Source organism: Saccharothrix carnea (assembly GCF_003014735.1).
Taxonomy (GTDB): Bacteria; Actinomycetota; Actinomycetes; order Mycobacteriales; family Pseudonocardiaceae; genus Actinosynnema; species Actinosynnema carneum.
Genome location: NZ_PYAX01000001.1, coordinates 849,409 through 875,873, shown reverse-complemented (window position 1 = coordinate 875,873; position 26,465 = coordinate 849,409). Strand labels below are relative to the sequence as shown.

The window sequence follows — 26,465 nt, the reverse complement described above, 5'->3', positions numbered from 1 at the left end:
ACAGGCAACGGAACCGCTAACGTGTTGTTTCGTTAGCCCGTTGAGGGGTGGGCGATGACGCTCCGAAGCGCTACCGTCCCTCTCCTCGGGTGAATATTGCCCGTGGAGAGGGACGCCGTCTTTGGGTGCGGTCGGGCCGGTCATCCCTGCCGTAGACACGGGAAGGTGGGACCGTGCCCAAGCGGGTTGGACGCGCTCCGGTGATGCTCGACCCAGCGCGTCCGCAGAACGGCGACGTGGCGCTGGCCGGCATCGCGCTGCCCGAGGCGCCCACGCTGCTGTGCGATCCCAAGGGCGTGGTCATGCGGGCCGGCGCCGCCGCGGTGGCGCTGACCAAGGCCCGGTCCGCCGACGACCTCGTCGGCCGTTCGCTGGGCGAACTGCTGCTCGGCGGCCCCGACGACCTGCGCCTGCACCAGGCCGATGGCGGGCTGGTGCCGGTCCGCGTGGTGCGCACCCAGGTACCCGGTACCGGTTTGCACGCCGTGCTGATGGTCGACGTGTCCGACCTGGCGCAGGCCGCCGAAGACCTGCGGGACGAGCAGCGCAGGCTGCGCACCGTGCAGCGGGTCGCGCAGATCGGCTCGTGGGAGTACGACCCGGACACCGGCGTCACGGTCTGGTCCGAGTCGCACTACGAGATGCTGGGCGTGCGGCCCGGCGAGGTGGTGCCCGGCGCGCAGGCCGTGCTGGACGTGGTGCACCCCGACGACTACGAGATGGTCGCCCGCTACTGGGCCAACCGCGAGATCGACGGCAACCCGATCGACATCGTCTACCGGATCATCCTGCCCGGCGGCGAGCAGCGGTGGATCCGCGGTGTCGCCGAGGCGAAGTTGAGATCCGACGGTCGGACCCAGTTCATCACCGGCTACATCCGCGACATCACCGACCAGTGGCGGTCCGACCGCGCCCTGGAGACCGAGCGCGCCCGGCTGCTGGAGGCGCAGCGCCTCGCGCGCATGGGCAGCTGGAGCTACGACGTCGCGTCCGGCGCGGTGCACCGCAGCGAGGTGCTGCTGGAGATGTACGCCGAGCTGGGCGTCGTCCCCGACGACGACCTGCTGTGCGGCGTGCACCCGGAGGACCGGGGCGCGCTGAAGGACCTGCGCCGCAAGCTGTTGAGGCTGGAGGACGGCGGCACCGCGACCGAGGGCCGGACGCTGGAGGCCGAGGTGCGCAGCGAGGTCGGCGACCGCGTCTACGTGTGCCGCGCGCGGGCCGAGTTCGAGGGCGGCACGGTCAGCCTGCTGCACGGCACCGTCCAGGACGTGACCGAGGCCCGCGCGCTGGAGCGCCAGCTCCGCGACGACCGCCGCCGGCTCGCCGACGCGCAGAAGGCCGCGCAGCTCGGCGTCTGGGAGTGGAACCTGCAGACCGGCGACGTGGTGTGGTCGGACATGCTGCACGAGCTGTTCGACGTGCCGCGCGACGAGCGCACCCGCTACCAGACCTACCTCGACCTGGTGCACCCCGAGGACCGCGGCTGGGTGGACGACCTGTGGCAGCAGCTGGCCACCGAAGAGGTGCCGATCCAGCTGGAGCACCGGATCGTGCGCCGCGACGGCAGGCAGCGCGTGTTCCGCTGCTACGGCGTCGTGGTCAAGGGCCCGGACTGCTTGCCGCTCGCAGTCGGCACGGCGCAGGACATCACCGAGCAGCGCGCCGCCGAGACCAGGATGAAACGGTCCAGCCAGCGCTTCGCGGACCTGGTGTCGCTCACCCCGGTCGGCATCGGCCTGTTCGACGAGGGCGAGCGGCTGGTCGACGCCAACGACGCACTGTGCGACCTGCTGGGCATGGACCTGGAGCAGCTGCGCGGCATGACCGCGAGCCGGCTCACCCACCCGGACGACACCAGCGGCGGGTTGCCGTCGATCGACGAGATGTCCGCGCCGGACGCCGAGCGCACCCACAAGGTCCCGCAGCGCATCCTGGTCCGCCGCGACGGCGTGCAGGTGTACTGCGAGCTGCACATCGCGTTGTCCGTGCAGGACGACGGCCGCCGGTTCTGGCTGATCGTGTTCCAGGACATCACCGAGCGCCGCCGCACGGCCGAGGCGTTGCGGCACCAGGCCACGCACGACGAGCTGACCGGCCTGCCGAACCGGGCGCTGGTCAAGGAGATGCTGGGCGAGCTGCTGGCCTCGCCCGCCCGGTCGAACGTCGCGGTGCTGTTCTGCGACATCGACAACTTCAAGCGGGTCAACGACTCGCTGGGCCACGACGCCGGTGACGAGCTGCTGGTGGCGCTGGCGCGGCGGTTGGAGGGCGGCCTGCCCGACGGCTGCACGGCGGCCCGCCTGTCCGGCGACGAGTACGTGATCATCTGCGAGAACCTGGACCAGGTCGGCGGCGTGGACGCGCTGGCCACGAGGGTCGCCGGGCTGCTGCGCACGGCGGTGCCGGTGCACGGGCAGCTGGTCCGGGTGTCGGCGTCGATCGGCGCGGCCGTGCCGAACGGTTCCCGTGCCACCGGCAACGACCTGCTGCGCTTCGCCGACGCGGCGATGTTCGAGGCCAAGCGGAACGGCGCGGGCCGGGTGTCGCTGGCCAGCGCGGCGCTGATCGCGTCGGCCGACCGGCAGGTGCACCTGGAGGGCCAGCTGCGGGAGGCGTTGCAGCAGGACGGGTTGGCGCTGCACTTCCAGCCGGTGGTCGGCGTGGACGGCGTGGTGCAGACCGCGGAGGCGCTGGTGCGCTGGCCGCACCCGGACCGCGGGCTGCTGCCGCCGGACATCTTCCTGCCCGTGGCCGAGCAGGGCGACCTGATGCGCGAGCTGGACCGCTGGGTGCTGCGGACCGCGTTGAAGGAGGCGTCGAGCTGGCCCGAGCCGGGCGGCAAGCCGGTGTCGGTGGCGGTGAACCTGGCCGGTCTGGTGCCGGGCGACCCGGAGTTCGCCGACATCGTGGCCGACGCGATCGCCGAGGCGGGCATCCCGTGGGACCGGGTGGTGCTGGAACTGGTGGAGACCGCGCTGGTCGACCTGCCGTCCCGGGTGCGCCAGACGATGGACGAGCTGGTGGAGCGCGGCATCCGGTTCGCCGTGGACGACTTCGGCACCGGCTACTCGTCGCTGGCCCGGCTCAAGGACCTGCCCGCGCAGATCATCAAGGTGGACCGGCGGTTCGTGTCGGGCCTGGGCAAGGACCCGTCCGACTTCGCCGTCGCCAAGGCGGTGGTCGACATGGCCCGCGCGATGGACCGCCGGTGCGTGGCCGAGGGCGTGGAGACCGCGACGCAGTTCCAGGTGCTGCGGGGCATCGGCGTGGACACCTACCAGGGCTGGCTGTTCTCGCGTCCCGTGCCGCCCAAGGAGTTCCGCGCGGTGCTGGCACTTGGTCCGTTGCACATCCCCCGCGCCGGTTGATCGGCGATACTGCGGTCCCGATGGACGCCACGACGTTGGGTGCTGCCCGGTGAACCCGGAACGGATGATCGCCGACCTCGAAGCCAGGGCCAGGGACCTGGCCGAGCGGTCCCGCGCGCTGCGGGACCGGATCGCGCGGGCGCACGCCACGCAGCGGTCGCCGGACGGCGTGGTGACGGCGACCGTCGCGCCGAACGGGTCGTTGCGGCACATCGAGTTCTCGCCGGCGGCCGAGGGGTGCTCGCCCGCGCGGCTGGGCGAGGTCGTGATGGACACCGTGCGGCGGGCGCAGGAGCAGGCGGCGCGGCAGGCGGTGGCCGTGGTCGAGCCCCAGTTCGGTGGTGCGGCGGCGATGGGCTTCCTGGTCGGTTCGGTGCCGGCGTCGGTGGAGGGCGCGAAGGCGGAGGCCGTTCCGGAGGGCGATGACCTGCCGCTGCCCCGGAGCCTGCGCGCGCCCGACGACGAGCCGGGGTCGGCGCCTTCGTGACCGGTTTCCCGGTGCTGGAGTCGACGGGGTCGGACGCGCTGGAGGCCGACCTCGCCGTGCCGACCGCGGCCGTCGACCCGCTCGGCCTGCTCGACGCGGCCGGCCTGGGGTGGCTGGTCGGGCACGTCGACGTGCTGCGCGAGCCGTTGGACTGGCTGGCGGGCCACGGCGACCGGTTCGAGGACGCGGAAGCCACCTGGCGGCAGGTCGCGACGACGTTGGACGGCATGGCGCGGCGGCGGTCGGGCGGGTGGCTGACCGCGGAGATCACGGCGATGAGCCGGCTCTGCCTCGGGGTGGCGTCGCACGTCGCCGAGGTCGGCGCGATCACCGCCGCGGTCCACGGCGTGTTCCGGGACGTGGTGGCGCTGTTCGTGCGGGACGTGCTCGCCAACGCCACCCTCGCGCTCGCCGGGGCGGAGCTGACGTGCGGCAGCTCGGTGGCCGAGTTCGCGGCGTGGGCGGTGGGGCGCGGCGCGGTCGTGCTCGACCGGATCACGCGGCGGTTGGCGGAGTTGGTGCGCGTGATGGCGCGGATCCTGAGCGCGCTGAAGGCGTTGTTCGGCCGGGCGCGGGACATGCTCAAGGCCATCACGCGCTTCGGTGAGTGAGGCGGTCGATCAGCCCCACTGGCCCTGCGGCGGCGGAGGACCGGCCACCTGGTGCCCCGGCGTCCTCGGCTTCGCACCCCGCATCGCACGGCCCACCGGCGGCAGCGCGGCGACCAGGCCGGACACCAGCCACAGCAGCAGCGCGATCGCGGGCAGCACCACGAACTCGCCCGGGATGTTCGCCAGGATGTCGATGACGACGTAGACGTAGTTCGCCACGGCCACCAGCGCGATACCCAGCAGCGCCCACCGCACGCCGGGGACCCGGCAGGCGAGCAGCACGGCGAGGACGAGGACCACCGACGCCACGGTCAGCGATACCGACACGGCGAAGTCGACGTTCCCCGTCACCTCCTCGCTGAGCGGGACGCCGATCAGCGAGACCCAGAAGTGCGGCGACGGCCTGCCGTCCGCCACGAACGGCATGGACACCACGTACAAGAGGATCACGTTCGGCAGGAACAGCAGGGCGGACACCACCGCGAACGCCTTGCTCGGCGGCTTGGGCCCGCCGGGGTGCGCCTGCGGCCCGCCGGGGTAGCCGACCGGCGGCTGACCTGGGTACGGCTGACCTGGGTAGGGCTGGCCGGGGTACGGCTGGCCTGGATGGGGCTGCTGCCCCTGGTACGGCGGCTGACCCGGGTGTGGCCGGCAGGGGTACTGCTGCGGACCCGGCTGCTGACCGGGGTGGGGATGAGTCATGAGCGCGCCTCCAGGTTCGAGCGAGAAGTTACCGGCGGAGGTGGCCCCGACGTGGAGGTTCGCCGAATCCGGCCGGCTAGTGCGATGCCGACGCGCGGATCAGCGGCAGCAGCTCGGCGATCCGGTGCCGGGGCAGGTCGATCAGCCGCAGCTCCAAGTCGTCGTGCTCGCCGATGCGCTCCCGCGCCTCCCGCTTGGTCAACGCGCCGTGCGTGGCCGTGACCAGCGCCTCCCGCCACACGTTGCCCAGCTTGCCGTGCGCCCGCATCAGCACCTCGCGCACGGTCAGCCCGCCCGCGTCCAGCGTGCCCGCCAGCACCTGGTCGGCCACCACGACGCAGTGCTTGCCGTCCGGAGTGGACCGCAGGAACCGCAGCGCGAACCTGGTGTCCACCAACGACCTCAGCTCCTGCTGGCCCGCCGCCGATGACACGTTGGGGTGGTTGTTGGGCACGAGGGCCGCCATCCGACCGGGCGAGCACGCCAGCAGCGTCCGCAGCAGCCACGGACCGGGGTCGCCGGACAGGTCCACCGCCAGCGACGCCGCGCCCTTGCCGATCGGCTCGGCCCACCCCGGCGCACGCGGCTTCGGCGGCGGCGAGGACTCCGGTCGGGGTGCGAGGTCGACGAGAGCCGCCAACGCCGTCGACCCCGGCCCGGTCGCCTCCACGGACTGCGGGCCGTGCGTGTAGATCGCGGTCTTCGCCGAGGCGGGTGACACCGAGCGGCGTGACGTGGGACGGCACACGTACAGGTCGGCGGCGCTGCCGATGGCCTGCGCGCCGTCGAACCGGTGGAACGCGGGCAGGATCGCCTCGAACACCAACCCGAGCCGCTGCAGCTCCTGCTGCACCTTCAGCCCGAGCGCGGGGGTCCGGTCGCTGAACCCGTACGCGAGCAGCACCCGTCCCCGACCGAGGTCGGCCAGGCACTCGACCGCGCGTGCGGCGAACAAGCCGATGCCCTCCGGCGTGTACGGCGGGTCGCTGAACACCAGGTCCGCCGACTCCAGCACGGCGGGAGGCAGGCCGAACCGGAAGTCGGCGTGGACCGTGCGGATCGGCCACCCGCGTTCTTCGGCGCGCCGCGCGATGTACTCCAGCAGCCGGTCGTCCACGTCGACCACGACCACCTCGACGGACGGGTTCACCGCGCACACGGCCAGCGACGTCAGGTCGTGGTCGCCCAGGCACAGCAGCGTGCGGCCGGCCAGGTCGTAGGTCGTGTCCAGCCACAACGCCCGCTTCAACGCTGTCTCGGCGGTCGCCTGCACGTGGTCCAGCGCGGCCAGCGGCGGCGGCACGTCGGCGATGTCGGCCAGGATCGACCGCAGCTGCGCGGTGTGCCGCGACACCAGCGCGTCCACCGGGTCGACCAGGTCGTCACCGACGCGGAACACCGCGTAGTCGCCGGCCTTGGCCGGGGCGAGCCGGAACCGGTCGCCGCTGGACTCCAGGTCGTCGCCGACGGCGGTCAGCAGCTCCTGCACGGTGCGCCGCGGCACAGCGGGAAGCCGAACCAGCTCGGCCAACGTGTGCCAGTCGTCGGCGAGCAGGTCGAGCACGCGCCGCAGCTTGCGGGCGTGCGGGCCGCGTTCGGCGAGCAGTGCTCGCACCGGTTCGGTTGCCACAACCGGTGCACCCTACTGACCGGATGCTGAAACGCCGTGCCCCGGTCGGACTGACGGGCTAGGGTCGTTCGACGCTTGTCGCCCATCGGCAGGAGGACCACGGGTGATCGAGTTCCGCGACGTGACCAAGCGGTTCGACGACGGGACCACCGCGGTGAACGGCCTGGACCTCGTGGTCGAGGCGGGCACGATCACGGTCTTCGTCGGACCGTCCGGCTGCGGCAAGACGACGTCGCTGCGCATGGTGAACCGGATGATCGACCCCACGTCGGGCACCGTCCTGGTGGACGGCCGGGACGTGTCGGGTGTGGACCCGCCCACCCTGCGGCGCGGCATCGGGTACGTCATCCAGCAGGCTGGTCTGTTCCCGCACCGGACGGTGCTGGACAACGTGGCCACTGTGCCGTTGCTCACCGGGTGGACGCGGCGCAAGGCCCGTCAGCGCGCCGCCGAGCTGTTGGAGCTGGTCGGCCTGCCGGCCGAACTCGGCCGCCGCTACCCCGTGCAGCTGTCCGGGGGGCAGCAGCAGCGGGTGGGTGTGGCGCGGGCGCTGGCCGCGGACCCGCCGGTGCTGCTGATGGACGAGCCCTTCAGCGCGGTCGACCCGGTGGTGCGGGAGGGTCTGCAGGACGAGTTGCTGCGGCTGCAGGCGGAGCTGGACAAGACCATCGTGTTCGTCACGCACGACATCGACGAGGCCATCAAGGTCGGTGAGAAGGTCGCGGTGATGCGGACCGGCGGCTTCCTCGCCCAGTACGCGCCGCCCGCCGAGCTGCTCACCCGGCCCGCGGACGATTTCGTGGCGGCCTTCGTGGGCAAGGACCGCGGCTACCGCAGCCTGTCCTTTGTGGACTCTTCGGGGGTCGAGGTGGCCGAGGTGCCCACGGTGGCGGAAGGAGCCCCGGTCGAGTCCTCTTCGGACTGGCGGCTCGTGGTGGACGCGGAGAAGCGGCCACAGGGGTGGATCGCGCCGGACGCGTCGGTGGTGCCCGGTGGCTCGCTGTACGAGGTGGGCGCGTCGATCCGGGGCGCGCTGGACGCGGCGCTGTCGTCACCGTCCGGGCTGGGTGTCGCGGTGGACGGTGAGGGGCGGCTGGCCGGCGTGGTGACCGCGCGGCAGGTGCTCGACGTGATCGAGAGCCGCCGTGGGTGATATCGGGAAGTACCTCAGCGACGCCGGGACGAGGGCGGCGCTGCTGGACATGCTGCTCGACCACGTCTACCTGTCGTTGGTGCCGCTGGTGGTGTCGGTGGTGCTGGCGATCGCGCTGGGGTGGCTGTGCCACCGGTTCCGGCCCGTCAACGCGACGTTGATCGGGCTGTCGAACGTGGTCTACACGATCCCGTCGCTGGCGCTGTTCGCGATCATCCCGGCGGTCATCGGCACGCAGGTGCTCGACCCGGCGAACGTGATCATCGCGTTGACGGTCTACACGACCGCGCTGCTGGTCCGGCCGGTGGCCGAGGCGCTGGCCGCGGTGCCCGCGCACATCACCGCCGCCGCCACGGCGATGGGCTTCCGGCCGCTGCGCCGGTTCTTCTCGGTGGAGCTGCCGCTGGCCGTGCCCGTGCTGGCCGCCGGTGTGCGGGTCGGCTCGGTGAGCAACATCAGCCTGGTCAGCGTGGGTGCGTTGATCGGGACGGGCGGTCTGGGCACGTTGTTCACCGACGGGTTCCGGCAGCGGTACCTGGCGCCGATCATCATCGGCATCGTGCTCACGCTGGTGCTGGCGCTGGTGGTCGACCTGCTGCTGGTGCTGCTGCGGGACCGGTTGACGCCGTGGGCGCGGGCGGGTGAGCGGCTGTGATCTTCGCGGACGCGTTCGCGTGGCTGGTCGACCCGGTCAACTGGTCGGGCGGCAAGTCGATCCCGGTGCGGGTCGGCGTCCACCTGCTGTACTGCCTGGGCGCGGTGCTCGGCGCCGCGCTGATCGCCGTGCCGCTCGGCCTGTTCGTCGGGCACACCGGACGCGGCGGGGTGGTGCTGGTCGGCGGCAGCAACGCGTTGCGGGCGCTGCCGACGTTGGGCCTGGTCACGTTCCTGTACCTGGTCGCGGGCGGTGGGTCTGCCGGGGTGCTCATCGGTCTGGTGGTGCTGGCCGTGCCGCCGATCCTGGCCGGGACGTACGCGGGCATCCAGGACGTGGACCGCGGTGTGGTGGACGCGGCGAGCGGCATGGGCATGACCGGCGCGCAGCGGCTGTGGCAGGTCGAGGTGCCCAACGCGCTGCCGCTGCTGGTCGGCGGTCTGCGCAACGCCATGTTGCAGGTGGTCGCGACCGCGTCGGTGGCGGCGTACGTCGGTATCGAGACGTTGGGGCGTCCCCTGCTGGACGGCCTGCGGGTGTTGGACTACGGGCAGTTCGTCGGTGGCGCGATCCTGATCGCGCTGCTGGCGGTCGTGCTGGACGTGGTGCTCGCGGGCGTGGGCAGGCTGGTCGTGCCCGCGGGTTTGCGGCTGTCGTCGCGAGGTCGTCGCGCGGGGGCGCGGTCGAGCGGGGCGAAGCCGAGGCGCCGGGGAGAGCCGGCGCCCGTCGAATCTGGAGGAAGTACGGCATGAAGCGCACGTTGGCCGTTGTCGTCACGGCGGCCGCTCTGGTCGTCTCCGCGTGCGGGTCCAAAGAGGACCTGGGCGGGAGCGGCCAGCAGGCCGCGTCGGGTGAGGTCGTGGTCGGTTCGGCCGACTTCACCGAGAACAAGATCCTGGCCGAGATCTACGCCGGCGCGCTGAAGGCGACCGGTGCGAAGGTGACGGTGAAGTCCGGCATCGGCGCCCGCGAGCTCGTCGTGAAGGCGTTGCAGGACAAGTCGCTCGGCGTGGTGCCGGAGTACTCGGGCAACCTGCTCAACTACTTCGACAAGACCAACACCACCACCGAGGCCGAGGAGGTCTACACGGCTCTGAAGGCCAAGACGCCCTCGGGCCTTGAGGTGTTGGAGAAGTCGGACGCGGAGGACAAGGACGTCCTGGTGGTCACCAAGGCCACCGCTGACGGCGGGGTGAAGTCGATCGCCGACCTGGGTGCCGGGAAGTACGCGCTGGGTGCCGCCGGTGAGTGGGCGCAGCGGTGGGAGGCGAAGATCGAGGAGCTGTACGGGGTGACGTTCACCGAGATCAAGACGACCGACGCGGGTGGTCCGATCACGGTGGACGCGTTGAAGAACGGCACCGTGCAGGTGGCCAACCTCTACACGACGTCGGCGGACATCAAGGCGAACGACTTCGTGGAGCTGGCGGACCCGAAGACGATGTACCCGGCGCAGAACGTCGTGCCGTTGCTGCGGTCGGACGCGGTCGACGCGAAGGGCAAGGACGCGTTGAACAAGGTGTCGGCGGCGCTGACCACGGAGAAGCTGGCGGACCTGGTCAAGCGGGTGGACGTGGACAAGGAGACGATCGCCAACGTGGCGGCCGACTTCCTCAAGAGCGTCACGCTGTAGTCCATCCCGGCACGCACGGCCCGGTCGCCCGGTGGGTGGCCGGGCCGTGTTGCGCCCAGGGCTTCAGGGGAGCCCCAAGACGATCTTCAACGCCTCGTTGACCGCGGCGAGGGTCCGGGGGCTGATCGCGCCTTGGAGTCGCACGAGCTCGTCTTTGCCGAGCTGTTCGAGATCGTCGGTGCGGATGAACCCGACGAGTGGCTCACGCATCACCGCCTACTGCTAGCTGGTGCATCACTTTTTGCATCACGTCGTGCATCACCGAGGCTACCTGGCGGGTTGGGCGAAACCGGTTCACCGAATCGGGGGACACGTGCCAGGGTGCGGGCTGGTCAGGCCCGGCCGCCGATGCGGGTGGTCAGTTCCTCCGCCGCACGGCGGGTTTCGGTGGCGAGGTCCGGCCACGTCTCACCGCACTCCGCTTCCGTCTCGCACACGTGCCGGAACGTGACGGTGATCGCGGCGATCGGGCGTTCACCGTGGTCGAAGACGGGGGCGGCGACGGAGGCGAAGCCGGCGGTCACGTAGCCGTCCTCCACCGCCCACCCGCGCCGGCGTTCGACGGCCAGCAGCCTCCGCAGCGCGGGCAGGTTGCGCGGTCCCCGTCCGGTCCGGTCGACGAAGGGGCCCGGGAACAGGGCCCTGACCTGCGCGGCGGGCAGTCGGCTCAGCACGGCCCGGCCGGACGCGGTCAGGTGGGCGGGTAGGCGCACGCCGACATCGGAGACGATGGTGGTCGGGTGGCGTGGTTGTTCGCGCACCAGGTAGAGGGCCTCCGAGCCGTGCAGGACGCCCAGGTGGGCGGTCCTGCCCACGGTGTCCACGAGGCGTCGCAGGACGGGGCGGGCCAGGCGTTCCAGCGGGTCGTGGCGCAGGTAGGCCGAGCCGAGTTCGAACGCCGCGACGCCGAGACCGTAGCGTCGCTCCTCGGGGAAGTGGGTGGCGAAACCGGCGGCGGTCAGCTCGGCCAGCAGGTGGTAGGTGGTGGACCTGGGCAGGGACAGCTCGCGCGCCACGGCCGCCGCCGACAGGGGTCCCGGCCTGCCTGCCAGCAGGCGCAGCACCGCGAGCCCTCGGCGCAACGCCGGCACGTCGCTGCTGCCTCCCACGGAACCCATTCTCAACAGAACCGCGTCCGGGCGCATTGGAGGGGTATGACGGACAGCTTCGAGGACTTCGCCACCAGGCAGGTCACCCCGCTGCTGCGCTACGCCACCGTGCTGACCGGTGACCCGCACCTCGCCCAGGACGTGGTCCAGGAGTGCCTGCTGCGCGCTCAGCAACGCTGGACGCGCATCGCGGCGGTGGACGCGCCCGCCGCCTACCTGAAGAGGATGGTCACCAACGAGTTCCTGGGCTGGCGCCGCCGACGCAAGGCCCACACGCCGCTGCACGCGGTCGACCCGCCGGGGCCCGACCCGTCGACCCACTACGACGAGCGCGAAGCGATGCTCCAGAGCATCGACAAGCTGCCGCGCAAGCAGAAGGCCGCCGTCGTGCTCCGGTACTACGAGGGCTGCGACGACGCCGAGATCGCCGCGACGCTGGGCTGTTCCCAGGGCACGGTCCGCAGCCACATCTCCCGCGCGCTGGCGACGCTGCGCGCGAACGACCGCGTGAAGGAGGCACTGTGATGGACACCGAGGACCTGATCCGGGACGCGCTGCGGGCGCGGGCCGAGCAGACGCCGCCGGCCGGCCACGTCCTGGCCGCGCTGCACCGGCCCCGCAAGAGCCGCAAGCCGCTGTTCCTGGCCGTCACGGCGGCCACCGCCGCCGCGGCCGTCGCGGTGGTCGCCACGACGGTCGGCCGACCGAGCGCGGAGGCACCGGCGGCGGCGAGCACCACCCTCCAGACGACGTCCACCACGACGACCAAGCCGACCACGGTCGCCGCCGCGCCGCTCGACCCGCGCACCCTCGGCTACAGCCCGTCGTGGCTCGTCGACGGCCTGACCGAGCGCAACCGGTTCGTGGACCCGACCGGGGCGGTCCAACGGGTCTGGAAGCACAGCAGCGAGCAGTTGCACACGCCGTCGTTGAACTTGCTCGTGCCGAAGGACGTCGCGGTTCAGGAGGTGCTGCGGCAGCAGATCGCCGGCGCCCCCGCCGCCGACCAGGTGACGATCAACGGCTCGCCCGCCCTGGTCGTGGACCCGACGAAGATGGTGCTGCCGCGGCCGGGTGAACCCGAGACGCCGGAGACGCCGGCGACGCCGGACGGGACGCCACCGGACGCGAGGGTGGTCTTCAGCCCCGAGCCGGGCCACTACGTCGAATTGGTGCTCTCGAACGCGCCGCGAGCACGTGCCGACGCGATCCGGATCGCCGAGTCCACGAGGCCGGACCAGACGGCGCTGGGCGCACCGGTTTCGGTCGGCGGCGCGCTCGCCCACCAGGCCCGCGTGAACAGCCGCGGCTGGCACGTGTCCACGACCGGCGAGATCGGCGGCGTCACCTACGGGGCGAACCTCAGCTCGTTCGTCGACGACCCGATCGGCAACCCGAGCGTGGCGCCGGTGACCGTCACCGCCCGCGGCGTGTCCGCGGAGTACCTCGGGCAGCTGGTGGGCTACCTGCGGGTCGACCTCCGCCCGGACCTGCACCTGCTGGTCCACGGCCCCGGACCGGGCACCGCGTCGGCGCAGGAGCTGATCGCGGCGGCCGAGGCGCTCACGGTCGACGTGAACGCCACCGGCCCGTGGGCGACCGGCTGACGTGACAACGCGGTGGGCGCTCCCGCGGGGTGAGCGCCCACCGCGGCACTTCAGCCGCCGAACTCGATGGAGCCGTCACGCCGGCCGCGGCGGACCATGCGGGTGAAGCTCATCGCCGCCACGGCGAGCCACCCCGCGCCGACGCACACCTCCAGCGCGAGCTGCCCGAGCACGGTCGACGCGGGCGCCTCCGCGATGAACGCCCGGATCGCCGCCAGCCCGTGCGTCATCGGCAGCACGGACGTGATCGCCCGCAGCCAGTCCGGCCAGAACGACGTCGGCACGTTGACACCGCAGAACGTCATCAGCACCAGGTAGCTGACGTTCAGCGCCAGCCACCGCGCGGACGGGAACCCGAGCACGAACGACGCCACGCACGTCCCGTAGCAGTAGCAGGACACGCCGACCACCAGGATCATCAGCGGCACGAGGGCCGCCTCCGGCCACGGCAGCCGCACCCCGAACAGCGGCGGCAGCACCAGGAACGCCGTGGTGGACGCGGCCACGCCCGAGCCGAGGTTCACCAGCCCCTTGCCCAGGTACACGGTGAGGTGGGTGGACGGCGCGGCGACCATCAGGGCCAGCGTGCCGGACTGCCGCTCGCCGACGCTGATCAGGATGACCACGGTCGCGTCGATGGCCATGACGGCGACCACGTTGCCGATGAGCAGGTAGTCGACCTGCTGCTGCGAGCCGAGCATCCGGCCGATCAGCGCGTAGAAGCACGCCTGGATCAGCAGCCGGGACAGCCACGTGAACGTCCACAGCCGCCACGTCTGGTACGCCGAGTACATGGTCCACGAGGCGATGAGCCCGTGCTTGAGCACCCGCAGCTGGTCACGCATACGTCACCGTCCCCAGCTCGCGCGCCCGGCGCAGGCTCAGCGCGAGCAGGACCCGGCCGCCGACCAGCGCGGCGACGCCGAGGCCGACGATCGCCAGCAGCCGCCACCCGGCCCCCGCGACCGGCGCGGCGGCCAGGGAATCGCGCATCAGGTCGGCCGACCACGACAGGAAGATCACGTGGGACAGCGGTTGCAGGAACTCCGGCAGGTACTGCACCGGCACCATCACGCCGGACAGCAGGTAGATCGGGAAGCCGATGAAGTTCAGGTAGTTGTTGCTGTTCTTGGACAGCAGCATGGTCACCGCCAGCAGCAGGCTGGTGCCTGCCATCGCGAACACCGACGCCGCCATCGCCGCCCAGAACACCCACGGGTGGTGCACGGTCGGCGCCACGCCGAACAGGAGCTTGCCCAGCAGCCACGTCTCGCCGAGCGGGACGACGCCCAGCAGCATCACCGCCGAGATCCGACCGAGGTACACGGGGTGCAGCGAGCCGGGCGCGGCCATGCCCAGCTCCAGCGTCGACGTCCAGCGCTCGCCGACGAGCACCTCCGCCGCCAGGCCCGTGGAGAAGCCCCACAGCCCGATCAGCGTGGGTGCGAGGAACGCGTTGGCGATCAGGTCGGGCCGGGCCGCGTGCATCACGATCGACAGCAGCATCACCACGGTGAACGGGATCGTGCACAGCGTCAGCAGCTCGTCGGGGTGCCTGCGGACCAGCCAGAACTGGGTGCGCGCACCGGACAGGAACAGGCGCACGCTCAGACCTCCATGCCGCGGCGGCCGATGAGGTCCAGGTAGACGTCCTCCAGCCGGGGCGGCACGGCGTGCACCGAGCGCACCCCGTTGTCCAGCAGGAAGTCGAGCACCGCGCGGGCCGCTCGGTCGTCGGTGGTCTTGACGCGCAGCAGGCCGTTGCGGGTCTCGGTGCCGACGACGCCGGGGATGCCGGTGACGTCGAGCGTGGTCTCCGCCTCGACCCAGCGGTGCAGGCCGGACATCTCGGCCAGGCCGCGCGGCGTCTCGGTGGCGAGCACCCGGCCGTTGTCGATCAGGGTGACGCGGTCGCAGACCTCTTCGGCTTCGTCCATGTCGTGGGTGGTGATGAGGATGGTGCGGCCTTCGTCGCGCAGCTCGGTGATGAGCTCGCGGAAGTCGCGGGCGGCCACCGGGTCCATGCCGGTGGTCGGCTCGTCGAACAGGATCAGCTTCGGGTCGCCGATCAGGCCGCGCGCCAGGTGCACGCGCTGCTTCATGCCGCGCGAGAACGTCTCCACGAGGTCGTCGGCCTTGTCGGCGAGGCCGAGGCGGGTCAGCAGCGCGTCGGTGCGCTCCTTGGCCCGCGCGTCGGGGAGCAGGTGGAGCGCGGCCCAGTAGCGCAGGGTCTGCCGCGCGGTGAGCTTGCCGTACAGGCCGCGTTCGCCGCCGAACACGATGCCGACGTGGCGCCTGATCTCGGCCGCGCCGCTCACCACGTCGTGACCGAGCACCTCGGCGGTGCCCGAGGTGGGCAGCAGGATCGTGGACAGGATCTTGCAGAGCGTGGTCTTGCCCGCGCCGTTCGGGCCGAGCAGGCCGTGCACCTCGTGCTCCGGCACGTGCAGCGTGAGCCCGTCGAGCGCGGTCACCTGGTCGCCCTTGGGCCGCCAGCCCTTGCCCTTGCGGAACGTGCGGGTCAGGTCCTGCACACGGACACTCATGGTCACCCCCCATGGTGGATTTCGTGACGCTACCGGTGGGCAAGGACGTGAGGGGAGCGATTTCGGTTGGCCGAGGCGTCTCGGATCCCAGACACGATCGGCGGATGTCGGGTCGTGCGGATCCGGTCGCCGGGTTGAGATGGGCACATGCAGCAACCCGTGCAGCTGGGTCCGAAACCCCTGACCCGCGACGACGTCCACGCCGTGGCCCGAGGCGACGCGCGCGTGGAGATCACGGAGGCGGCCCGCGAGGCGGTCACCACCGCCCGGGCGCACATCGAACGCCTGGCCACCGCCGAGCGGCCCACCTACGGCGTGTCCACCGGGTTCGGCGCGCTGGCGGTACGGCACATCCCGCCGGACCGCCGTGCCGCCCTCCAGCAGTCCCTGGTCCGCTCGCACGCGGCGGGCGCCGGGCCCGAGGTCGAGCGCGAGGTCGTGCGCGCCCTCGTGCTGCTCCGGCTGAAGACGTTGGCGAGCGGCCACACCGGCGTCCGGCTGGAGACCGCCGAGGCGATGGCCGCGATGCTCAACGCCGGTATCACGCCGGTCGTGCACGAGTTCGGCTCGCTGGGCTGCTCCGGCGACCTCGCGCCGCTGTCCGCCGCCGCCCTGGCCCTCACCGGCGAAGGTGACGTCCGGGACGCCGGGGGCAACCTGGTCCCGGCCGCCGAAGCCCTCGCCGCCGCGGGCATCGAGCCCGTCCGCCTGGCCGAGAAGGAGGGCCTGGCGCTGATCAACGGCACGGACGGCATGCTCGGCATGCTGGTCCTGGCGATCAAGGACCTGACCTACCTGCTCGACGTCGCCGACCTGACCGCCGCGATGAGCGTGGAAGCCCTCCTCGGCACGGACCGCGTGTTCGCCGCCGACCTCCAAGCTCTGCGCCCGCACCCCGGCCAGGGGCGTTCCGCGCGGCGCATGGCGGAGATCCTGCGCGACTCCGAGATCATGGACAGCCACCGCGGCCCGGACTGCACGCGCGTCCAGGACGCCTACTCGCTGCGCTGCTCGCCGCAGGTCCACGGGGCGGCCCGGGACACCGTCGCCTACGCCGAGACCGTCGCCGACCGCGAGCTGGTGTCGTCCATCGACAACCCGGTGGTGCTGGCGGACGGCCGGGTCGAGTCCAACGGCAACTTCCACGGTGCGCCGATCGCCTACGTGCTGGACTTCCTCGCCATCCCGACCGCGGACGTGGCGAGCATCGCCGAACGCCGCACCGACCGGATGCTCGACGTGAACCGGTCGCACGGCCTGCCGCCGTTCCTGGCGCACGACCCGGGCGTCGACTCCGGCCACATGATCGCCCAGTACACGCAGGCCGCGATCGTCAGCGAGCTCAAGCGGCTGGCGGTGCCCGCGTCGGTCGACTCGATCCCGAGCAGCGCGATGCAGGAGGACCACGTCTCCATGGGCTGGTCGGCCGCGCGCAAGCTGCGCCAGGCCGTGGACGGGCTGCGGCGCGTGCTCGCGATCGAGTTCCTGACCGCCGCACGGGCCCTGGACCTGCGCAAACCGCTCAACCCCGCCCCCGCCACCGCGGCGGCCGTCGCGAAGCTGCGCGAGCACGTCCCCGGTCCCGGCCCGGACCGCCACCTCGCGCCCGAGATCGCCGCCGCCGAAGACCTGATCCGGAAGGGAGCCCTGTGATGGTGCGTGCCGCCCGAGGGACCGAACTGACCGCGCGGAGCTGGCCGACCGAGGCCGCGCTGCGGATGTTCCACAACAACCTCGACCCCGATGTGGCCGAACGCCCCGAAGACCTCGTCGTCTACGGCGGTACGGGCAAGGCCGCCCGCGACTGGCCCAGCTTCCACGCCATCAGCCGCGAGCTGGCGCAGTTGAAGGACGACGAGACGCTGCTCGTGCAGTCCGGCCGCCCGGTCGGCGTCATGCGCACGCACGAGTGGGCGCCGCGCGTGCTCATCGCGAACTCCAACCTGGTGCCGGACTGGGCGAACTGGCCCGAGTTCCGCCGGCTGGAGGCCGAGGGCCTGACCATGTACGGCCAGATGACGGCCGGTTCGTGGATCTACATCGGCACCCAGGGCATCCTCCAGGGCACCTACGAGACGTTCGCCGCCGTGGCCGACAAGCGGTTCGACGGCACCCTCCGCGGCACGCTCACCGTCACCGCCGGTTTGGGCGGCATGGGCGGCGCGCAACCGCTTGCGGTCACCATGAACGAGGGCGTGGCGCTCTGCATCGAGGTCGACCCGCAACGCGCCCGCCGCCGCGTGGAGACCCGCTACCTGGACGAGATCGCCGACGACATCGACGACGCGATCGCCCGCGTGCTGGCCGCGAAGTCCGAGGGCCGGGCGCTGTCGGTCGGCCTGATCGGCAACGCGGCCGAGGTGCTGCCGGAGCTGCTGCGCCGGGACGTGCCGGTGGACATCGTCACCGACCAGACCTCCGCGCACGACCCGCTGGCGTACTGCCCGAAGGGCGTCCCGGTCGAGGACTGGCCGGACTACGCCGCCGCCAAGCCCGACGAGTTCACCGACCGGGCCCGCGAGTCGATGGCCGACCACGTCGAGGCCATGGTGGGTTTCCTGGACCGCGGCGCCGAGGTGTTCGACTACGGCAACTCGATCCGCGGCGAGGCCAAGCTCGGCGGCTTCGAGCGGGCGTTCGACTTCCCCGGGTTCGTCCCCGCCTACATCCGGCCGCTGTTCTGCGAGGGCAAGGGCCCGTTCCGCTGGGCCGCGCTGTCGGGTGACCCCGAGGACATCGCCAAGACCGACCGGGCGATCCTCGAGCTGTTCCCGGAGAACGAGAAGCTCGCGCGGTGGATCAGGATGGCCGGTGATCGCGTCGAGTTCCAGGGCCTGCCCGCCCGGATCTGCTGGCTCGGCTACGGCGAACGCCACCTCGCCGGCCTGAAGTTCAACGAGATGGTGGCCTCGGGCGAGCTGTCGGCGCCGATCGTCATCGGCCGCGACCACCTCGACTGCGGCTCGGTCGCGTCGCCGTACCGGGAGACCGAGGCGATGGCCGACGGCTCGGACGCGATCGCCGACTGGCCGTTGCTCAACGCGCTGGTCAACACCGCTTCCGGTGCCACCTGGGTGTCGCTGCACCACGGTGGTGGCGTCGGCATCGGCCGGTCCATCCACGCCGGTCAGGTGACGGTCGCGGACGGCACGCCGCTGGCCGCGCAGAAGATCGAGCGGGTGCTGACCAACGACCCCGCCATGGGCGTGATCCGGCACGTCGACGCCGGGTACCAGCGGGCGGTCGACGTGGCCGCGTCGAAGGACGTCCACATCCCGATGAGCACCGATGACTGACCTCGCGGACATCGCCGACGTCGGGCGTGACCGGCGGCGTGGTGGCTACTCGCGCCACGGGTTCGACAAGGTCGAACGGGAGCTGCGCGCGTGGTTCGTGGAGGAGGCCGAGCGGCGGGGGCTGGACGTGCGGCCCGACCGGAACGGCAACCTCTGGGCGTGGTGGGGCGAGCCGGGGCCGGATGCGGTGATCACCGGCAGCCACCTCGACTCGGTGCCGGGTGGTGGGGCGTTCGACGGGCCGTTGGGTGTCGTGTCGGCGTTGCAGGCTTTCGACCTGCTGCGCTCTCGCGGGTTCGTGCCGTCGAAGCCGTTGGCGATCGTGGTGTTCGTGGAGGAGGAGGGCGGGCGGTTCGGCGTCGCCTGCCTCGGGTCGCGGCTGATGACCGGTGCGATCACGGCGGAGGCCGCGTGCAGGTTGACGGACGCGGACGGCATCACGTTCGGCGAGGCCGCCCACGCGGCCGGGTTCGACCCGTTGCGGATGGGCCGCGACGACCGCGCGCTGGCGTCCATCGGGGCTTTCGTGGAGCTGCACGTCGAGCAGGGGCGCGGGCTGGACGTGCCGGTGGGGCTGGCCAGTTCGATCCTCGCGCACGGGCGGTGGCGGTACACGTTCACGGGCGAGGGCAACCACGCCGGTGCGACGGTGATCGAGGACCGGCGCGACCCGATGCTGCCCGCCGCCGCGCTCGTGCTGGCCGCTCGCCGTGCGGCGACGTCCGGCGCGCGGGCCACCGTGGGGCGGATCGTGCCGAACCCCGGTGGCACCAACGTGATCGCGTCGTCGGTGGACGTGTGGTTGGACGCGCGGGCGGACGACGAGCCGCGCACGCGTGAGGTGGTCTCGGACATCACGTCGGCGGCCCGTGAGGCGGCGGCCGAGGAGGGGTGCGAGGTGCGCGTGATTGAGGAGAGCTGGGGCGGGACGGTGCACTTCGACCCCGGTCTCATGTCCCGCGTCCGGGAGGCCCTCGGTGACGCCACCCCGGCGCTGCCGACCGGTGCCGGGCACGACGCCGGGATCCTGGCGGCGCACGTGCCGACCGCCATGCTGTTCGTGCGCAACCCGACCGGGATCAGCCACGCGCCGGAGGAGTTCGCCGAGGCGGACGACTGCGCGGCGGGCGTGGTGGCGTTGGCGACGACGTTGGAGCACTTGACGCGATGAAGAGCTTCTGGTGCGAGCGGGCCTGGTTGCCGGACGGCATCGCGTCGCGGGTGCTGGTGCGGGTGGAGCACGGGGTCATCTCGGCGGTGTCCTCTGTGGACACGATTCCGCTCGGCGTGGAACGGCTCTACGGCTTGGTGTTCCCCGGTTTCGCCAACGCCCACTCGCACGCGTTCCACCGGGCGTTGCGCGGGCGCACGCACGCCGATGGCGGCACGTTCTGGACGTGGCGCGACCGGATGTACGCGGTGGCCGAGCGGTTGACGCCTGATTCGTACCTGCGCCTGGCCAGGGCCGCGTACGCGGAGATGGCCGTGGCCGGCGTGACGGCGGTGGGTGAGTTCCACTACCTGCACCACGGTGGGAACGAGATGGCGGAGGCGTTGCGACAGGCCGCGCTCGACGCCGGGATCAGGCTCACCCTGTTGGACGCTTGCTATCTGGCGGGTGGGATCGGGCAGCCCGTGCGAGGGGTGCAGGAGCGGTTCTCCGACGAGACGGGGGACCGGTGGCTGGATCGGGTCGCTGAGCTGCGCGGTGATGCGAACACCAAGATCGGCGCGGCCATCCACTCGGTCCGCGCTGTGCCACGTGAAACATTGTCGCTGGTAGCGGGCGCGTTCCCCGATCGGCCGCTGCACGTACACCTGTCGGAGCAACCGGCCGAGAACGAAGCGTGCCTGGCCGCGTACGGCCTCACGCCGACCGAGTTGTTGGCGGAGGCGGGCGCCCTGACACCCCGCACAACGGCCGTCCACGGGACTCATTTGTCTACAAAGGATATCGGCCTGCTCGGCTCGACCCGCACCGGCGTGTGCTTCTGCCCGACGACGGAGGCCGATCTGGCGGATGGCATCGGCCCGGCGCGGGAGTTGGTGGAGGCCGGTTCGCCGCTGTCGTTGGGCAGCGACCAGCACGCCGTGATCGACCCGTTGTTGGAGGCGCGCGCTCTGGAGCACAACGAACGCCTCCGCACCGGCGAACGCGGCCGTTTCACGCCGGCGGAACTCGTTGCCGCCCTGACGAACCACGCCTCCATCGGCCGGCCCGAAGCCGGCCGGCTGGAAGTCGGCGCCCCGGCCGATCTCGTCGCCGTCCGGGTGAACTCGATCCGGACCGCCGGCACCGCCCCAGAGCAAATTGTCCTGGCCGCGACGGCGTCGGACGTCTCTGTCGTAGTAGTAGGGGGGAAGGTCGTAGCCCGCGACGGCGTGCACGAACAGCTGGGTGACGTCGCCAGGCTCCTGCTGGAGGCGATCCCCTGATCGGGTGGCGAGATTCCCAGTGTTGTCAGTGTCCTGTCGACCGATCTCGGCGCACACGTGGGCCAGCGCGCCCTTCACATCGAGGACCGGGAAGAGGTGGGTCGGGCTAAACTGCTGTTCGACGACCTGCCCGGGCAGGCGCTCGGTCCGGAGGATTCGATCCCTGGTCGAGCGGATCGTTGGCGAGCGTGAATGAGAGGCGGTCTTCGTGTCCGTTGTGGACCCCACCGGCTTGGTCTGGCGGACGAGCAGTTGCAGCGGTGACGCCGACAACGACAACTGCGTCGAGGTGGCCTTCTCCGGCCCGGCCGTGGGCGTGCGGGACTCGAAGAGCCCGGAGGCGGGCGTGGTGGCGTTCTCGGCGTCCGCGTGGCAGAGGTTCCTCCGTTCGTGAGCACCCTCATCACCGGCATCGGGGAGTTGACCACCAACGACCCCGAGCTCGGCCGCCTCACCGACGCCGCCCTCGTCTTCACCGACCGGGTGGAGTGGGTCGGCTCTGCGGCCTCCGCGCCGGCGGCCGACGAGCGGGTCGACGTGGAGGGGCGGGCGGTTCTCCCCGGTTGGGTGGACAGCCACACTCACCTGGTGTTCGCCGGTGACCGGACCACCGAGTTCGAGGCCCGCATGGCCGGTACTTCGTATACAGCAGGCGGTATCGCGGTGACCGTCGACGCGACGCGGGCCGCTTCCGATCGGGATCTTGTAGACAATGTGCGACGGCTGGTCCGCGAGGCCGTGGCGCAGGGGACGACCACGATCGAGACCAAGACCGGCTACGGGCTGAACGTCGCGGACGAGGTGCGGTCGGCTCGGATCGCGGCCCAGGAAGTCGATGAAGTCACCTTCCTGGGTGCACATCTCATCCCACCAGGTGCTGACGCCGACGACTACGTGTCACTGGTGATCGGCGAGATGCTCGACGCCGTCGCGCCGCACGTGCGGTGGGCGGACGTGTTCTGCGAGCAGGGCGCGTTCGACGCCGACCAGTCGCGGGCCGTGCTGGAAGCCGCTGCCGCGAAGGGCCTCGGCCTGCGGGTGCACGGGAACCAGCTCGGCGAAGGCCCCGGCGTGCGGTTGGCGGTGGAGCTGGGTGCGGCCAGCGTCGACCACTGCACTTACCTCTCCGCCGCCGACATCGACGCGTTGGCGAACTCGTCCACCGTCGCCACCCTGCTCCCGGCCTGCGACCTGTCGACCCGCCAATCGCTGCCGCCCGCCCGGCAACTCCTCGACGCGGGCGCGACCGTCGCCCTCGCCAGCAACTGCAACCCGGGCAGCTCGTACACCACCTCGATGGCGTACTGCATCACCACGGCGGTCCTCCAGATGCACATGACCATCGAGGAAGCCGTCACCGCCGCCACGCTCAACGGCGCCAAGGCATTGCAAACTGACAAAGTCGGTCATCTGTCACCCGGCGCCCGCGCCGACCTCCACATCCTCGACGCCCCATCGGCCACGCACCTCGCCTACAGGCCAGGAGTCCCGCTCACGTATGCGGTGTGGCGAGCGGGTGTTCGGCAGCGGTGAGGGCGGCGGTCGTGCTGTCGGGGTGAGCGGGCAGCAGTGGGAGGCGGACGTCCGGGGTGGGGATGTGGCCCTGTGCGTGCAGGACGGCCTTGATCACGGTGGGGTTGGGTTCGGCGAACAGCGCCGCCGACAACCGGGCGAGCCGTCCGCCCAGAGCGCGCGCCACGGCCACGTCACCGGCATGCCAGGCGTCGATCAACCGGACGAACTCGGTGGTGGCGATGTGTGCCGAAGCCAGGATGCCGCCGTGCGCGCCGAGTGCCAGCAACGGTGAGATGAACGTGTCGTCTCCGCCGAGGATCGCCAAGTCCGGCAGGTCGGCGAACAGGTCGACCGTGTCGGCGTTGATCCCGCCCGCCGCGTACTTCAGGCCCGCGATCCCGGGCACGTCCGCGAGTCGCCGCAACGCCGCCGCCGACAGGTACTGGCCCGTGCGATACGGGATATCGTAGACAATCAACGGGACCGGGCTGTCCGTCGCCAACCGGGTCAGGTAGGCCACCGCGCCGTCCTGGCCTGGGCGGACGAACGGCGGTACTACGGTCAAGGCTGCCGTTACTTCTGCATGACCCCGCAGGTTCTGCAAGGTTGCGGATGTATTTGCACCGACCACCAACGGGGCGTGCCGTGCACGGCAGACCCGGGCCGCCACGTCCAGCACCGCCTGCTGCTCGGCCGGGGTGAGGGATGAAGGCTCCCCGGTCGTACCCAGCACGACCAGGCCGCGTGCGCCGTCGTCCAACGCCCGGTTGGCGAGGGCGTCCAGGGCGTCGAGGGCCACGCCCCCGGACCGGTCGAACGGCGTGATCAGCGGTACGTACAAGCCGGTGAAGGTCATGCGCACCACCGTGCCCGCCCAAACCGTGAAGGACCAGCTCGTGTTCCTCAACAGAACCGTAAGCTGAACTGATGCTCGACGTCCGCCGCCTGCGGCTCCTGCGCGACCTGGCCCACCTGGGCACGATCGCCGCCGTCGCCCGAGCCCACGCCTACACGCCGTCCGCCGTGTCGCAGCAACTCGCCGCCCTGCAACGCGAAGTGGGCGTCCCGCTGCTGGAGCACACCGGCCGCAGCGTCAGCCTCACACCCGCCGCCACCGCACTCGTCCAGCACACCGAGACGATCCTCGCCGCGCTCGAAGCCGCGTCCGCCACCCTCGCCGCCGCACGCACCGGCCTCTCCGGCACGGTGCGGATCGGCGCGTTCCCCAGCGCCGTCCCGACCCTCCTGCCGGCCGCCCTCGTCGCCCTGGGCCGCGACCACCCGGCGCTGGACCTCCTGGTCACCGAGCTGGACCCGGTCGACATGCCGGACGCGCTGCGCGACGGCCGCCTCGACGTGGCCCTCTGGCACGACTACGACATCGCGCCCGTCGCACCCGACCCCGGTGTGGACTCCGTGCCGCTGCTGGACGAGAAGGTGTTCCTGGCCGTCCCCGCAGGCGGTCCTCGCACGACGATCGCGGGCACGCGCGACGCGGCGTGGATCGTCGGCACACCCGGCACGCTCTGCCACACCGTGGCGATGAGGGTCTGCCAGGCGGCCGGTTTCACCGCTCGGGTGCGCCACCACGCCGACGACTTCACCGCCGTGCTCGCGCTCGTCGCCGCGGGCCAGGGCGTCGCGCTGGTCCCGGAACTCGGTGCGACGCACCCGCCGGCGGACGTCCGGCTGGTCCCGCTCGACGTCCACCGCCGCACCCGCATCGCCTACCGCCGTGGCGCGGCCGACCACCCCGTGATCGCCGCGTGCGTCACCGCGCTGGAGTCCTCGGTCGAGCGGAAGGGGTGGGGCGCACCGAGGTGAGCCCCACCCCGTCACGTCACGGGTTGACGATCTCGATCTCGCGGTCGTCGCGCACCTGTCCCGAGCCGTTGCTGATCACGGCGGTGGCGAAGGCCGTGCCCGCCCGGAACGCGTGCTGGTTCGCGTGCACCGTGAGGTCGAGCGTCTGGAGCCCACCGGTGCAGGTGAACTGCGTGTACCCGCTGCCGGAGGCGATGCCCGGGCCGACCCGCTGGGTGATCTGGACGTTGACGTAGTTGGACCAGCCGGCCGGGCAGGCGACCAGGACCTCGACGCCGAGGGCCGCACCGCGGGCGAGCCGCTCGGCCGGTGACTGCACGCGGACGCCCGACTGGGACGGCGACTGGGCGCTCACGTCGGCGCTGGACGGCAGCACGGACGCGAAGATCGCGCCCGCGACCACGGCCAGCACCGCGGCGGCCTTGGCCGGGCGCACGCTCCGGATGGATGAGATCTTCATGTGTTCTCCTCTGCGGTGGGGACTGACTCCGCGACCGTGGCGGCGGCGGGTTCGGGTGCGGGTGGCGACGCCAGGCCGACGAGCAGCCCGGCGGTCACCACGATCACGGGCAGGTGCCACAGGAAGTCGAACCCGCTGTGCACGAGCAGCACGACCAGCGCGGCGGCGGCACCGGCCCACAGCGACCCCGCGCGACCACGCCGGACGGCCACTGCCACCGCGACCAGGACCAGCAGCACCAGGCCGAGGCCGATCGCGCCGAGTTCGACCAGGACCTGCAAGTACTCGTTGTGCACGTACCGCATGACGCGGTGCTCGCCGGTGGGCGCGGTGAACACGAACCAGCCGCGGCCCGGTCCCACCCCGGCCAGTGGCCGGGCGGCGACCTGCTCCAGCGCCGCACCCGTGGCGCCCGTGCGGTCCGGCGAACTGGTCGAGATCCGGCCTTCCAGCAGCCTGCCGACGTCGAGCACGAGGAGCGGCACGAGGACGGTGACGGCGAACGCGATCAGCCGGAACACCGGCTTCACCCGGTGCAGCACCAGCGTGACCGCGAGGCCGACCACGAGCCCGGCGACCGCGAGCACCGGCTGCGCCGGTTCGGCGGTCGGGAACGACGGCGCCAGCGTGCCCAGGGCGATCAGCGCGCCGACCACGGGTGGACCGGCTTGCCTCAGGGTGCGGCGGACGCCGTTGAGCACGGACAACGCCACCAGGCCCACGAGCAGCGCCAGCAGACCGGCCCGGCTCAGCGTCGCGCCCAGCCCGACCAGCAGCGCGTATGACGCGCCTGCGTGCGGCAGCGAGCCCTGGTGCAGGGCCAAGGCCAGCGCGGCGAGCGCGGCGAGCAGCGCGGCGGCGGCGTTCGGGTAGGTGAGGGTGGACGCGGCGCGGGCCAGGCCGTCGGCGACCACCGACCACGACGGGATGCGCCACACCACGGCCGCCCAGCCGGTCAGCGCGACCAGCACGCCCACGCCGACCAGCGCGGACGCGGCCAGTTCACGTTGCCGGGCGTCCGCACGCCGTGCCGCGAACGCCGTCGCGGCCAGGCAGCCGATGGCCGCGACCGTGGGCAGCGACTCGGCGACCGCGCCGTCCAGGGCGGCGCGCAGGACCGCCCACGCGGCGAGCGCGGCGCACGTCACCGACAGCGGTTCGAGAGCGGGCCGGTCGCGCAGTGCCAGGACCAGGGCCGCGGCGACGAGCACGCCGGCCAAGAGGCGTCCGGGCAGGTAGTAGCCGCCTTGGGCGACGACGGCGGCGGCGATCGCGGCGAGCAGCAACAGCACGGCGTGCGGGAGCGCGACCCCGTCCCGTGGCACGACGCGGTCCAGCGAAGTTCCCCCCATGCAGGCCTCCCCAAGCCTCCCCCCGCCGAGCGGGGGTGCGCGGAGCCTAACCGCGGACGACGCGGTGGCGGGCGGGAA

The 26,465-nt window shown here is 72.1% G+C and carries 26 protein-coding genes; 16 read left to right on the top strand and 10 right to left on the bottom strand.

Features of this window, described 5'->3' with window-relative positions; genetic code table 11:
* The first annotated feature begins 173 nt into the window (after positions 1-173).
* Genes B0I31_RS04175 through B0I31_RS04165 form a run of 3 tightly spaced genes read left to right on the top strand, consistent with a single transcriptional unit; the run spans position 174 to position 4,469 of the window.
* Complete coding sequence (locus B0I31_RS04175; protein WP_106613896.1) at positions 174-3,371, top strand: sensor domain-containing protein; 3,198 nt, start codon at positions 174-176, stop codon at positions 3,369-3,371.
* Between the two features lie 49 nt (positions 3,372-3,420).
* Complete coding sequence (locus B0I31_RS04170) at positions 3,421-3,858, top strand: YbaB/EbfC family nucleoid-associated protein (RefSeq protein WP_106613895.1); 438 nt, start codon at positions 3,421-3,423, stop codon at positions 3,856-3,858.
* Positions 3,855-4,469 (top strand): hypothetical protein, encoded by a 615-nt coding sequence (locus B0I31_RS04165; protein ID WP_106613894.1) that lies wholly within the window; start codon positions 3,855-3,857, stop codon positions 4,467-4,469. The genes B0I31_RS04170 and B0I31_RS04165 overlap by 4 nt, the downstream gene beginning before the upstream one ends.
* Before the next feature lie 9 nt (positions 4,470-4,478).
* On the opposite strand, the gene B0I31_RS04160 is transcribed toward B0I31_RS04165, so the two are convergent.
* Together B0I31_RS04160 and B0I31_RS04155 are read right to left on the bottom strand one after the other, a co-directional pair.
* Positions 4,479-5,171, bottom strand: coding sequence for a hypothetical protein (locus B0I31_RS04160; protein ID WP_106613893.1), 693 nt, complete (start codon positions 5,169-5,171; stop codon positions 4,479-4,481).
* A gap of 76 nt (positions 5,172-5,247) precedes the next feature.
* A complete protein-coding gene (locus B0I31_RS04155; protein ID WP_106613892.1) occupies positions 5,248-6,801 on the bottom strand; it encodes a bis-aminopropyl spermidine synthase family protein in 1,554 nt (517 codons plus the stop codon).
* A 103-nt stretch (positions 6,802-6,904) separates the two neighbouring features.
* On the opposite strand from B0I31_RS04155, the gene B0I31_RS04150 reads away from it, so the two are divergent.
* From B0I31_RS04150 to B0I31_RS04135, 4 genes are read left to right on the top strand one after another with little or no spacing between them, the layout of a single operon-like run.
* On the top strand, positions 6,905-7,954 hold the full coding sequence (locus B0I31_RS04150; protein WP_106613891.1) for an ABC transporter ATP-binding protein: 1,050 nt from the start codon (positions 6,905-6,907) through the stop codon (positions 7,952-7,954).
* A 49-nt stretch (positions 7,955-8,003) separates the two neighbouring features.
* A complete protein-coding gene (locus B0I31_RS04145) occupies positions 8,004-8,609 on the top strand; it encodes an ABC transporter permease (RefSeq protein ID WP_181319984.1) in 606 nt (201 codons plus the stop codon).
* Complete coding sequence (locus tag B0I31_RS04140; protein ID WP_425444346.1) at positions 8,609-9,361, top strand: ABC transporter permease; 753 nt, start codon at positions 8,609-8,611, stop codon at positions 9,359-9,361. The genes B0I31_RS04145 and B0I31_RS04140 overlap by 1 nt, the downstream gene beginning before the upstream one ends.
* Positions 9,358-10,242 (top strand): ABC transporter substrate-binding protein, encoded by an 885-nt coding sequence (locus B0I31_RS04135; RefSeq protein ID WP_106613888.1) that lies wholly within the window; start codon positions 9,358-9,360, stop codon positions 10,240-10,242. The genes B0I31_RS04140 and B0I31_RS04135 overlap by 4 nt, the downstream gene beginning before the upstream one ends.
* A gap of 63 nt (positions 10,243-10,305) precedes the next feature.
* On the opposite strand, the gene B0I31_RS40370 is transcribed toward B0I31_RS04135, so the two are convergent.
* Positions 10,306-10,452: a hypothetical protein gene (locus tag B0I31_RS40370; RefSeq protein WP_181319970.1), complete on the bottom strand. Its 147-nt coding sequence runs from the start codon at positions 10,450-10,452 to the stop codon at positions 10,306-10,308.
* A gap of 122 nt (positions 10,453-10,574) precedes the next feature.
* Complete coding sequence (locus B0I31_RS04130) at positions 10,575-11,351, bottom strand: IclR family transcriptional regulator (protein ID WP_106614041.1); 777 nt, start codon at positions 11,349-11,351, stop codon at positions 10,575-10,577.
* Positions 11,352-11,396: 45 nt separating this feature from the next.
* Between B0I31_RS04130 and B0I31_RS04125 the strand changes: the two genes are divergently transcribed.
* Together B0I31_RS04125 and B0I31_RS04120 are read left to right on the top strand one after the other, a co-directional pair.
* Entirely contained in the window at positions 11,397-11,876 is a 480-nt protein-coding gene (locus B0I31_RS04125) for a SigE family RNA polymerase sigma factor (protein WP_106613887.1), read from the top strand.
* Positions 11,876-12,958: a hypothetical protein gene (locus tag B0I31_RS04120; protein WP_106613886.1), complete on the top strand. Its 1,083-nt coding sequence runs from the start codon at positions 11,876-11,878 to the stop codon at positions 12,956-12,958. The genes B0I31_RS04125 and B0I31_RS04120 overlap by 1 nt, the downstream gene beginning before the upstream one ends.
* A gap of 50 nt (positions 12,959-13,008) precedes the next feature.
* Here the strand turns inward: B0I31_RS04120 and B0I31_RS04115 are convergent, their stop codons facing one another.
* Genes B0I31_RS04115 through B0I31_RS04105 form a run of 3 tightly spaced genes read right to left on the bottom strand, consistent with a single transcriptional unit; the run spans position 13,009 to position 15,504 of the window.
* Positions 13,009-13,803, bottom strand: coding sequence for an ABC transporter permease (locus tag B0I31_RS04115; protein ID WP_106613885.1), 795 nt, complete (start codon positions 13,801-13,803; stop codon positions 13,009-13,011).
* The gene (locus B0I31_RS04110) at positions 13,796-14,563 is read right to left on the bottom strand and encodes an ABC transporter permease (RefSeq protein ID WP_106613884.1); all 768 of its coding nucleotides are present in this window, start codon (positions 14,561-14,563) and stop codon (positions 13,796-13,798) included. The genes B0I31_RS04115 and B0I31_RS04110 overlap by 8 nt, the downstream gene beginning before the upstream one ends.
* 2 nt (positions 14,564-14,565) lie before the next feature.
* Positions 14,566-15,504, bottom strand: a complete 939-nt coding sequence (locus B0I31_RS04105) for an ABC transporter ATP-binding protein (protein WP_106614040.1) — start codon at positions 15,502-15,504, stop codon at positions 14,566-14,568.
* 147 nt (positions 15,505-15,651) lie between these two features.
* On the opposite strand from B0I31_RS04105, the gene hutH reads away from it, so the two are divergent.
* The 6 genes from hutH to hutI all read left to right on the top strand — a co-directional run bounded on the left by hutH (position 15,652) and on the right by hutI (position 22,769).
* Entirely contained in the window at positions 15,652-17,157 is a 1,506-nt protein-coding gene (gene hutH, locus B0I31_RS04100; protein WP_106613883.1) for a histidine ammonia-lyase, read from the top strand.
* Positions 17,157-18,800: a urocanate hydratase gene (gene hutU, locus B0I31_RS04095; RefSeq protein ID WP_106613882.1), complete on the top strand. Its 1,644-nt coding sequence runs from the start codon at positions 17,157-17,159 to the stop codon at positions 18,798-18,800. Before hutH ends, hutU begins: the two co-directional genes overlap by 1 nt.
* Positions 18,793-19,971, top strand: a complete 1,179-nt coding sequence (locus tag B0I31_RS04090) for an allantoate amidohydrolase (RefSeq protein ID WP_106613881.1) — start codon at positions 18,793-18,795, stop codon at positions 19,969-19,971. Before hutU ends, B0I31_RS04090 begins: the two co-directional genes overlap by 8 nt.
* Complete coding sequence (locus tag B0I31_RS04085; RefSeq protein ID WP_106613880.1) at positions 19,968-21,236, top strand: formimidoylglutamate deiminase; 1,269 nt, start codon at positions 19,968-19,970, stop codon at positions 21,234-21,236. The genes B0I31_RS04090 and B0I31_RS04085 overlap by 4 nt, the downstream gene beginning before the upstream one ends.
* A 208-nt stretch (positions 21,237-21,444) precedes the next feature.
* Entirely contained in the window at positions 21,445-21,630 is a 186-nt protein-coding gene (locus B0I31_RS04080) for a DUF397 domain-containing protein (RefSeq protein ID WP_106613879.1), read from the top strand.
* Entirely contained in the window at positions 21,627-22,769 is a 1,143-nt protein-coding gene (gene hutI / locus B0I31_RS04075) for an imidazolonepropionase (protein WP_106613878.1), read from the top strand. The genes B0I31_RS04080 and hutI overlap by 4 nt, the downstream gene beginning before the upstream one ends.
* Here hutI and B0I31_RS04070 read toward each other — a convergent pair.
* Positions 22,729-23,607: a dihydrodipicolinate synthase family protein gene (locus B0I31_RS04070; RefSeq protein WP_106614039.1), complete on the bottom strand. Its 879-nt coding sequence runs from the start codon at positions 23,605-23,607 to the stop codon at positions 22,729-22,731. The genes hutI and B0I31_RS04070 overlap by 41 nt on opposite strands.
* Before the next feature lie 71 nt (positions 23,608-23,678).
* Between B0I31_RS04070 and B0I31_RS04065 the strand changes: the two genes are divergently transcribed.
* Positions 23,679-24,575, top strand: a complete 897-nt coding sequence (locus B0I31_RS04065) for a LysR family transcriptional regulator (protein WP_106613877.1) — start codon at positions 23,679-23,681, stop codon at positions 24,573-24,575.
* 16 nt (positions 24,576-24,591) lie between these two features.
* Here the strand turns inward: B0I31_RS04065 and B0I31_RS04060 are convergent, their stop codons facing one another.
* On the bottom strand, positions 24,592-25,035 hold the full coding sequence (locus B0I31_RS04060) for a hypothetical protein (RefSeq protein ID WP_106613876.1): 444 nt from the start codon (positions 25,033-25,035) through the stop codon (positions 24,592-24,594).
* Positions 25,032-26,387: an O-antigen ligase family protein gene (locus B0I31_RS04055; protein WP_146173718.1), complete on the bottom strand. Its 1,356-nt coding sequence runs from the start codon at positions 26,385-26,387 to the stop codon at positions 25,032-25,034. Before B0I31_RS04055 ends, B0I31_RS04060 begins: the two co-directional genes overlap by 4 nt.
* Positions 26,388-26,465: the final 78 nt, after the last annotated feature.

Excerpts from the sequence above, each read along its gene's own strand:
- B0I31_RS04125 (WP_106613887.1), top strand. The coding sequence starts at position 11,397 with ATGACGGACAGCTTCGAGGACTTCGCCACCAGGCAGGTCACCCCGCTG.
- B0I31_RS04115 (WP_106613885.1), bottom strand. The coding sequence starts at position 13,803 with ATGCGTGACCAGCTGCGGGTGCTCAAGCACGGGCTCATCGCCTCGTGG.
- B0I31_RS04135 (WP_106613888.1), top strand. The coding sequence starts at position 9,358 with ATGAAGCGCACGTTGGCCGTTGTCGTCACGGCGGCCGCTCTGGTCGTC.
- B0I31_RS04085 (WP_106613880.1), top strand. The coding sequence starts at position 19,968 with ATGAAGAGCTTCTGGTGCGAGCGGGCCTGGTTGCCGGACGGCATCGCG.
- hutH (WP_106613883.1), top strand. The coding sequence starts at position 15,652 with ATGCAGCAACCCGTGCAGCTGGGTCCGAAACCCCTGACCCGCGACGAC.
- B0I31_RS04055 (WP_146173718.1), bottom strand. The coding sequence starts at position 26,387 with ATGGGGGGAACTTCGCTGGACCGCGTCGTGCCACGGGACGGGGTCGCG.
- B0I31_RS40370 (WP_181319970.1), bottom strand. The coding sequence starts at position 10,452 with ATGCGTGAGCCACTCGTCGGGTTCATCCGCACCGACGATCTCGAACAG.
- B0I31_RS04060 (WP_106613876.1), bottom strand. The coding sequence starts at position 25,035 with ATGAAGATCTCATCCATCCGGAGCGTGCGCCCGGCCAAGGCCGCCGCG.
- hutU (WP_106613882.1), top strand. The coding sequence starts at position 17,157 with ATGGTGCGTGCCGCCCGAGGGACCGAACTGACCGCGCGGAGCTGGCCG.
- B0I31_RS04145 (WP_181319984.1), top strand. The coding sequence starts at position 8,004 with ATGCTGCTCGACCACGTCTACCTGTCGTTGGTGCCGCTGGTGGTGTCG.
- B0I31_RS04120 (WP_106613886.1), top strand. The coding sequence starts at position 11,876 with ATGGACACCGAGGACCTGATCCGGGACGCGCTGCGGGCGCGGGCCGAG.
- B0I31_RS04065 (WP_106613877.1), top strand. The coding sequence starts at position 23,679 with ATGCTCGACGTCCGCCGCCTGCGGCTCCTGCGCGACCTGGCCCACCTG.
- B0I31_RS04105 (WP_106614040.1), bottom strand. The coding sequence starts at position 15,504 with ATGAGTGTCCGTGTGCAGGACCTGACCCGCACGTTCCGCAAGGGCAAG.
- B0I31_RS04160 (WP_106613893.1), bottom strand. The coding sequence starts at position 5,171 with ATGACTCATCCCCACCCCGGTCAGCAGCCGGGTCCGCAGCAGTACCCC.
- B0I31_RS04090 (WP_106613881.1), top strand. The coding sequence starts at position 18,793 with ATGACTGACCTCGCGGACATCGCCGACGTCGGGCGTGACCGGCGGCGT.
- B0I31_RS04070 (WP_106614039.1), bottom strand. The coding sequence starts at position 23,607 with ATGACCTTCACCGGCTTGTACGTACCGCTGATCACGCCGTTCGACCGG.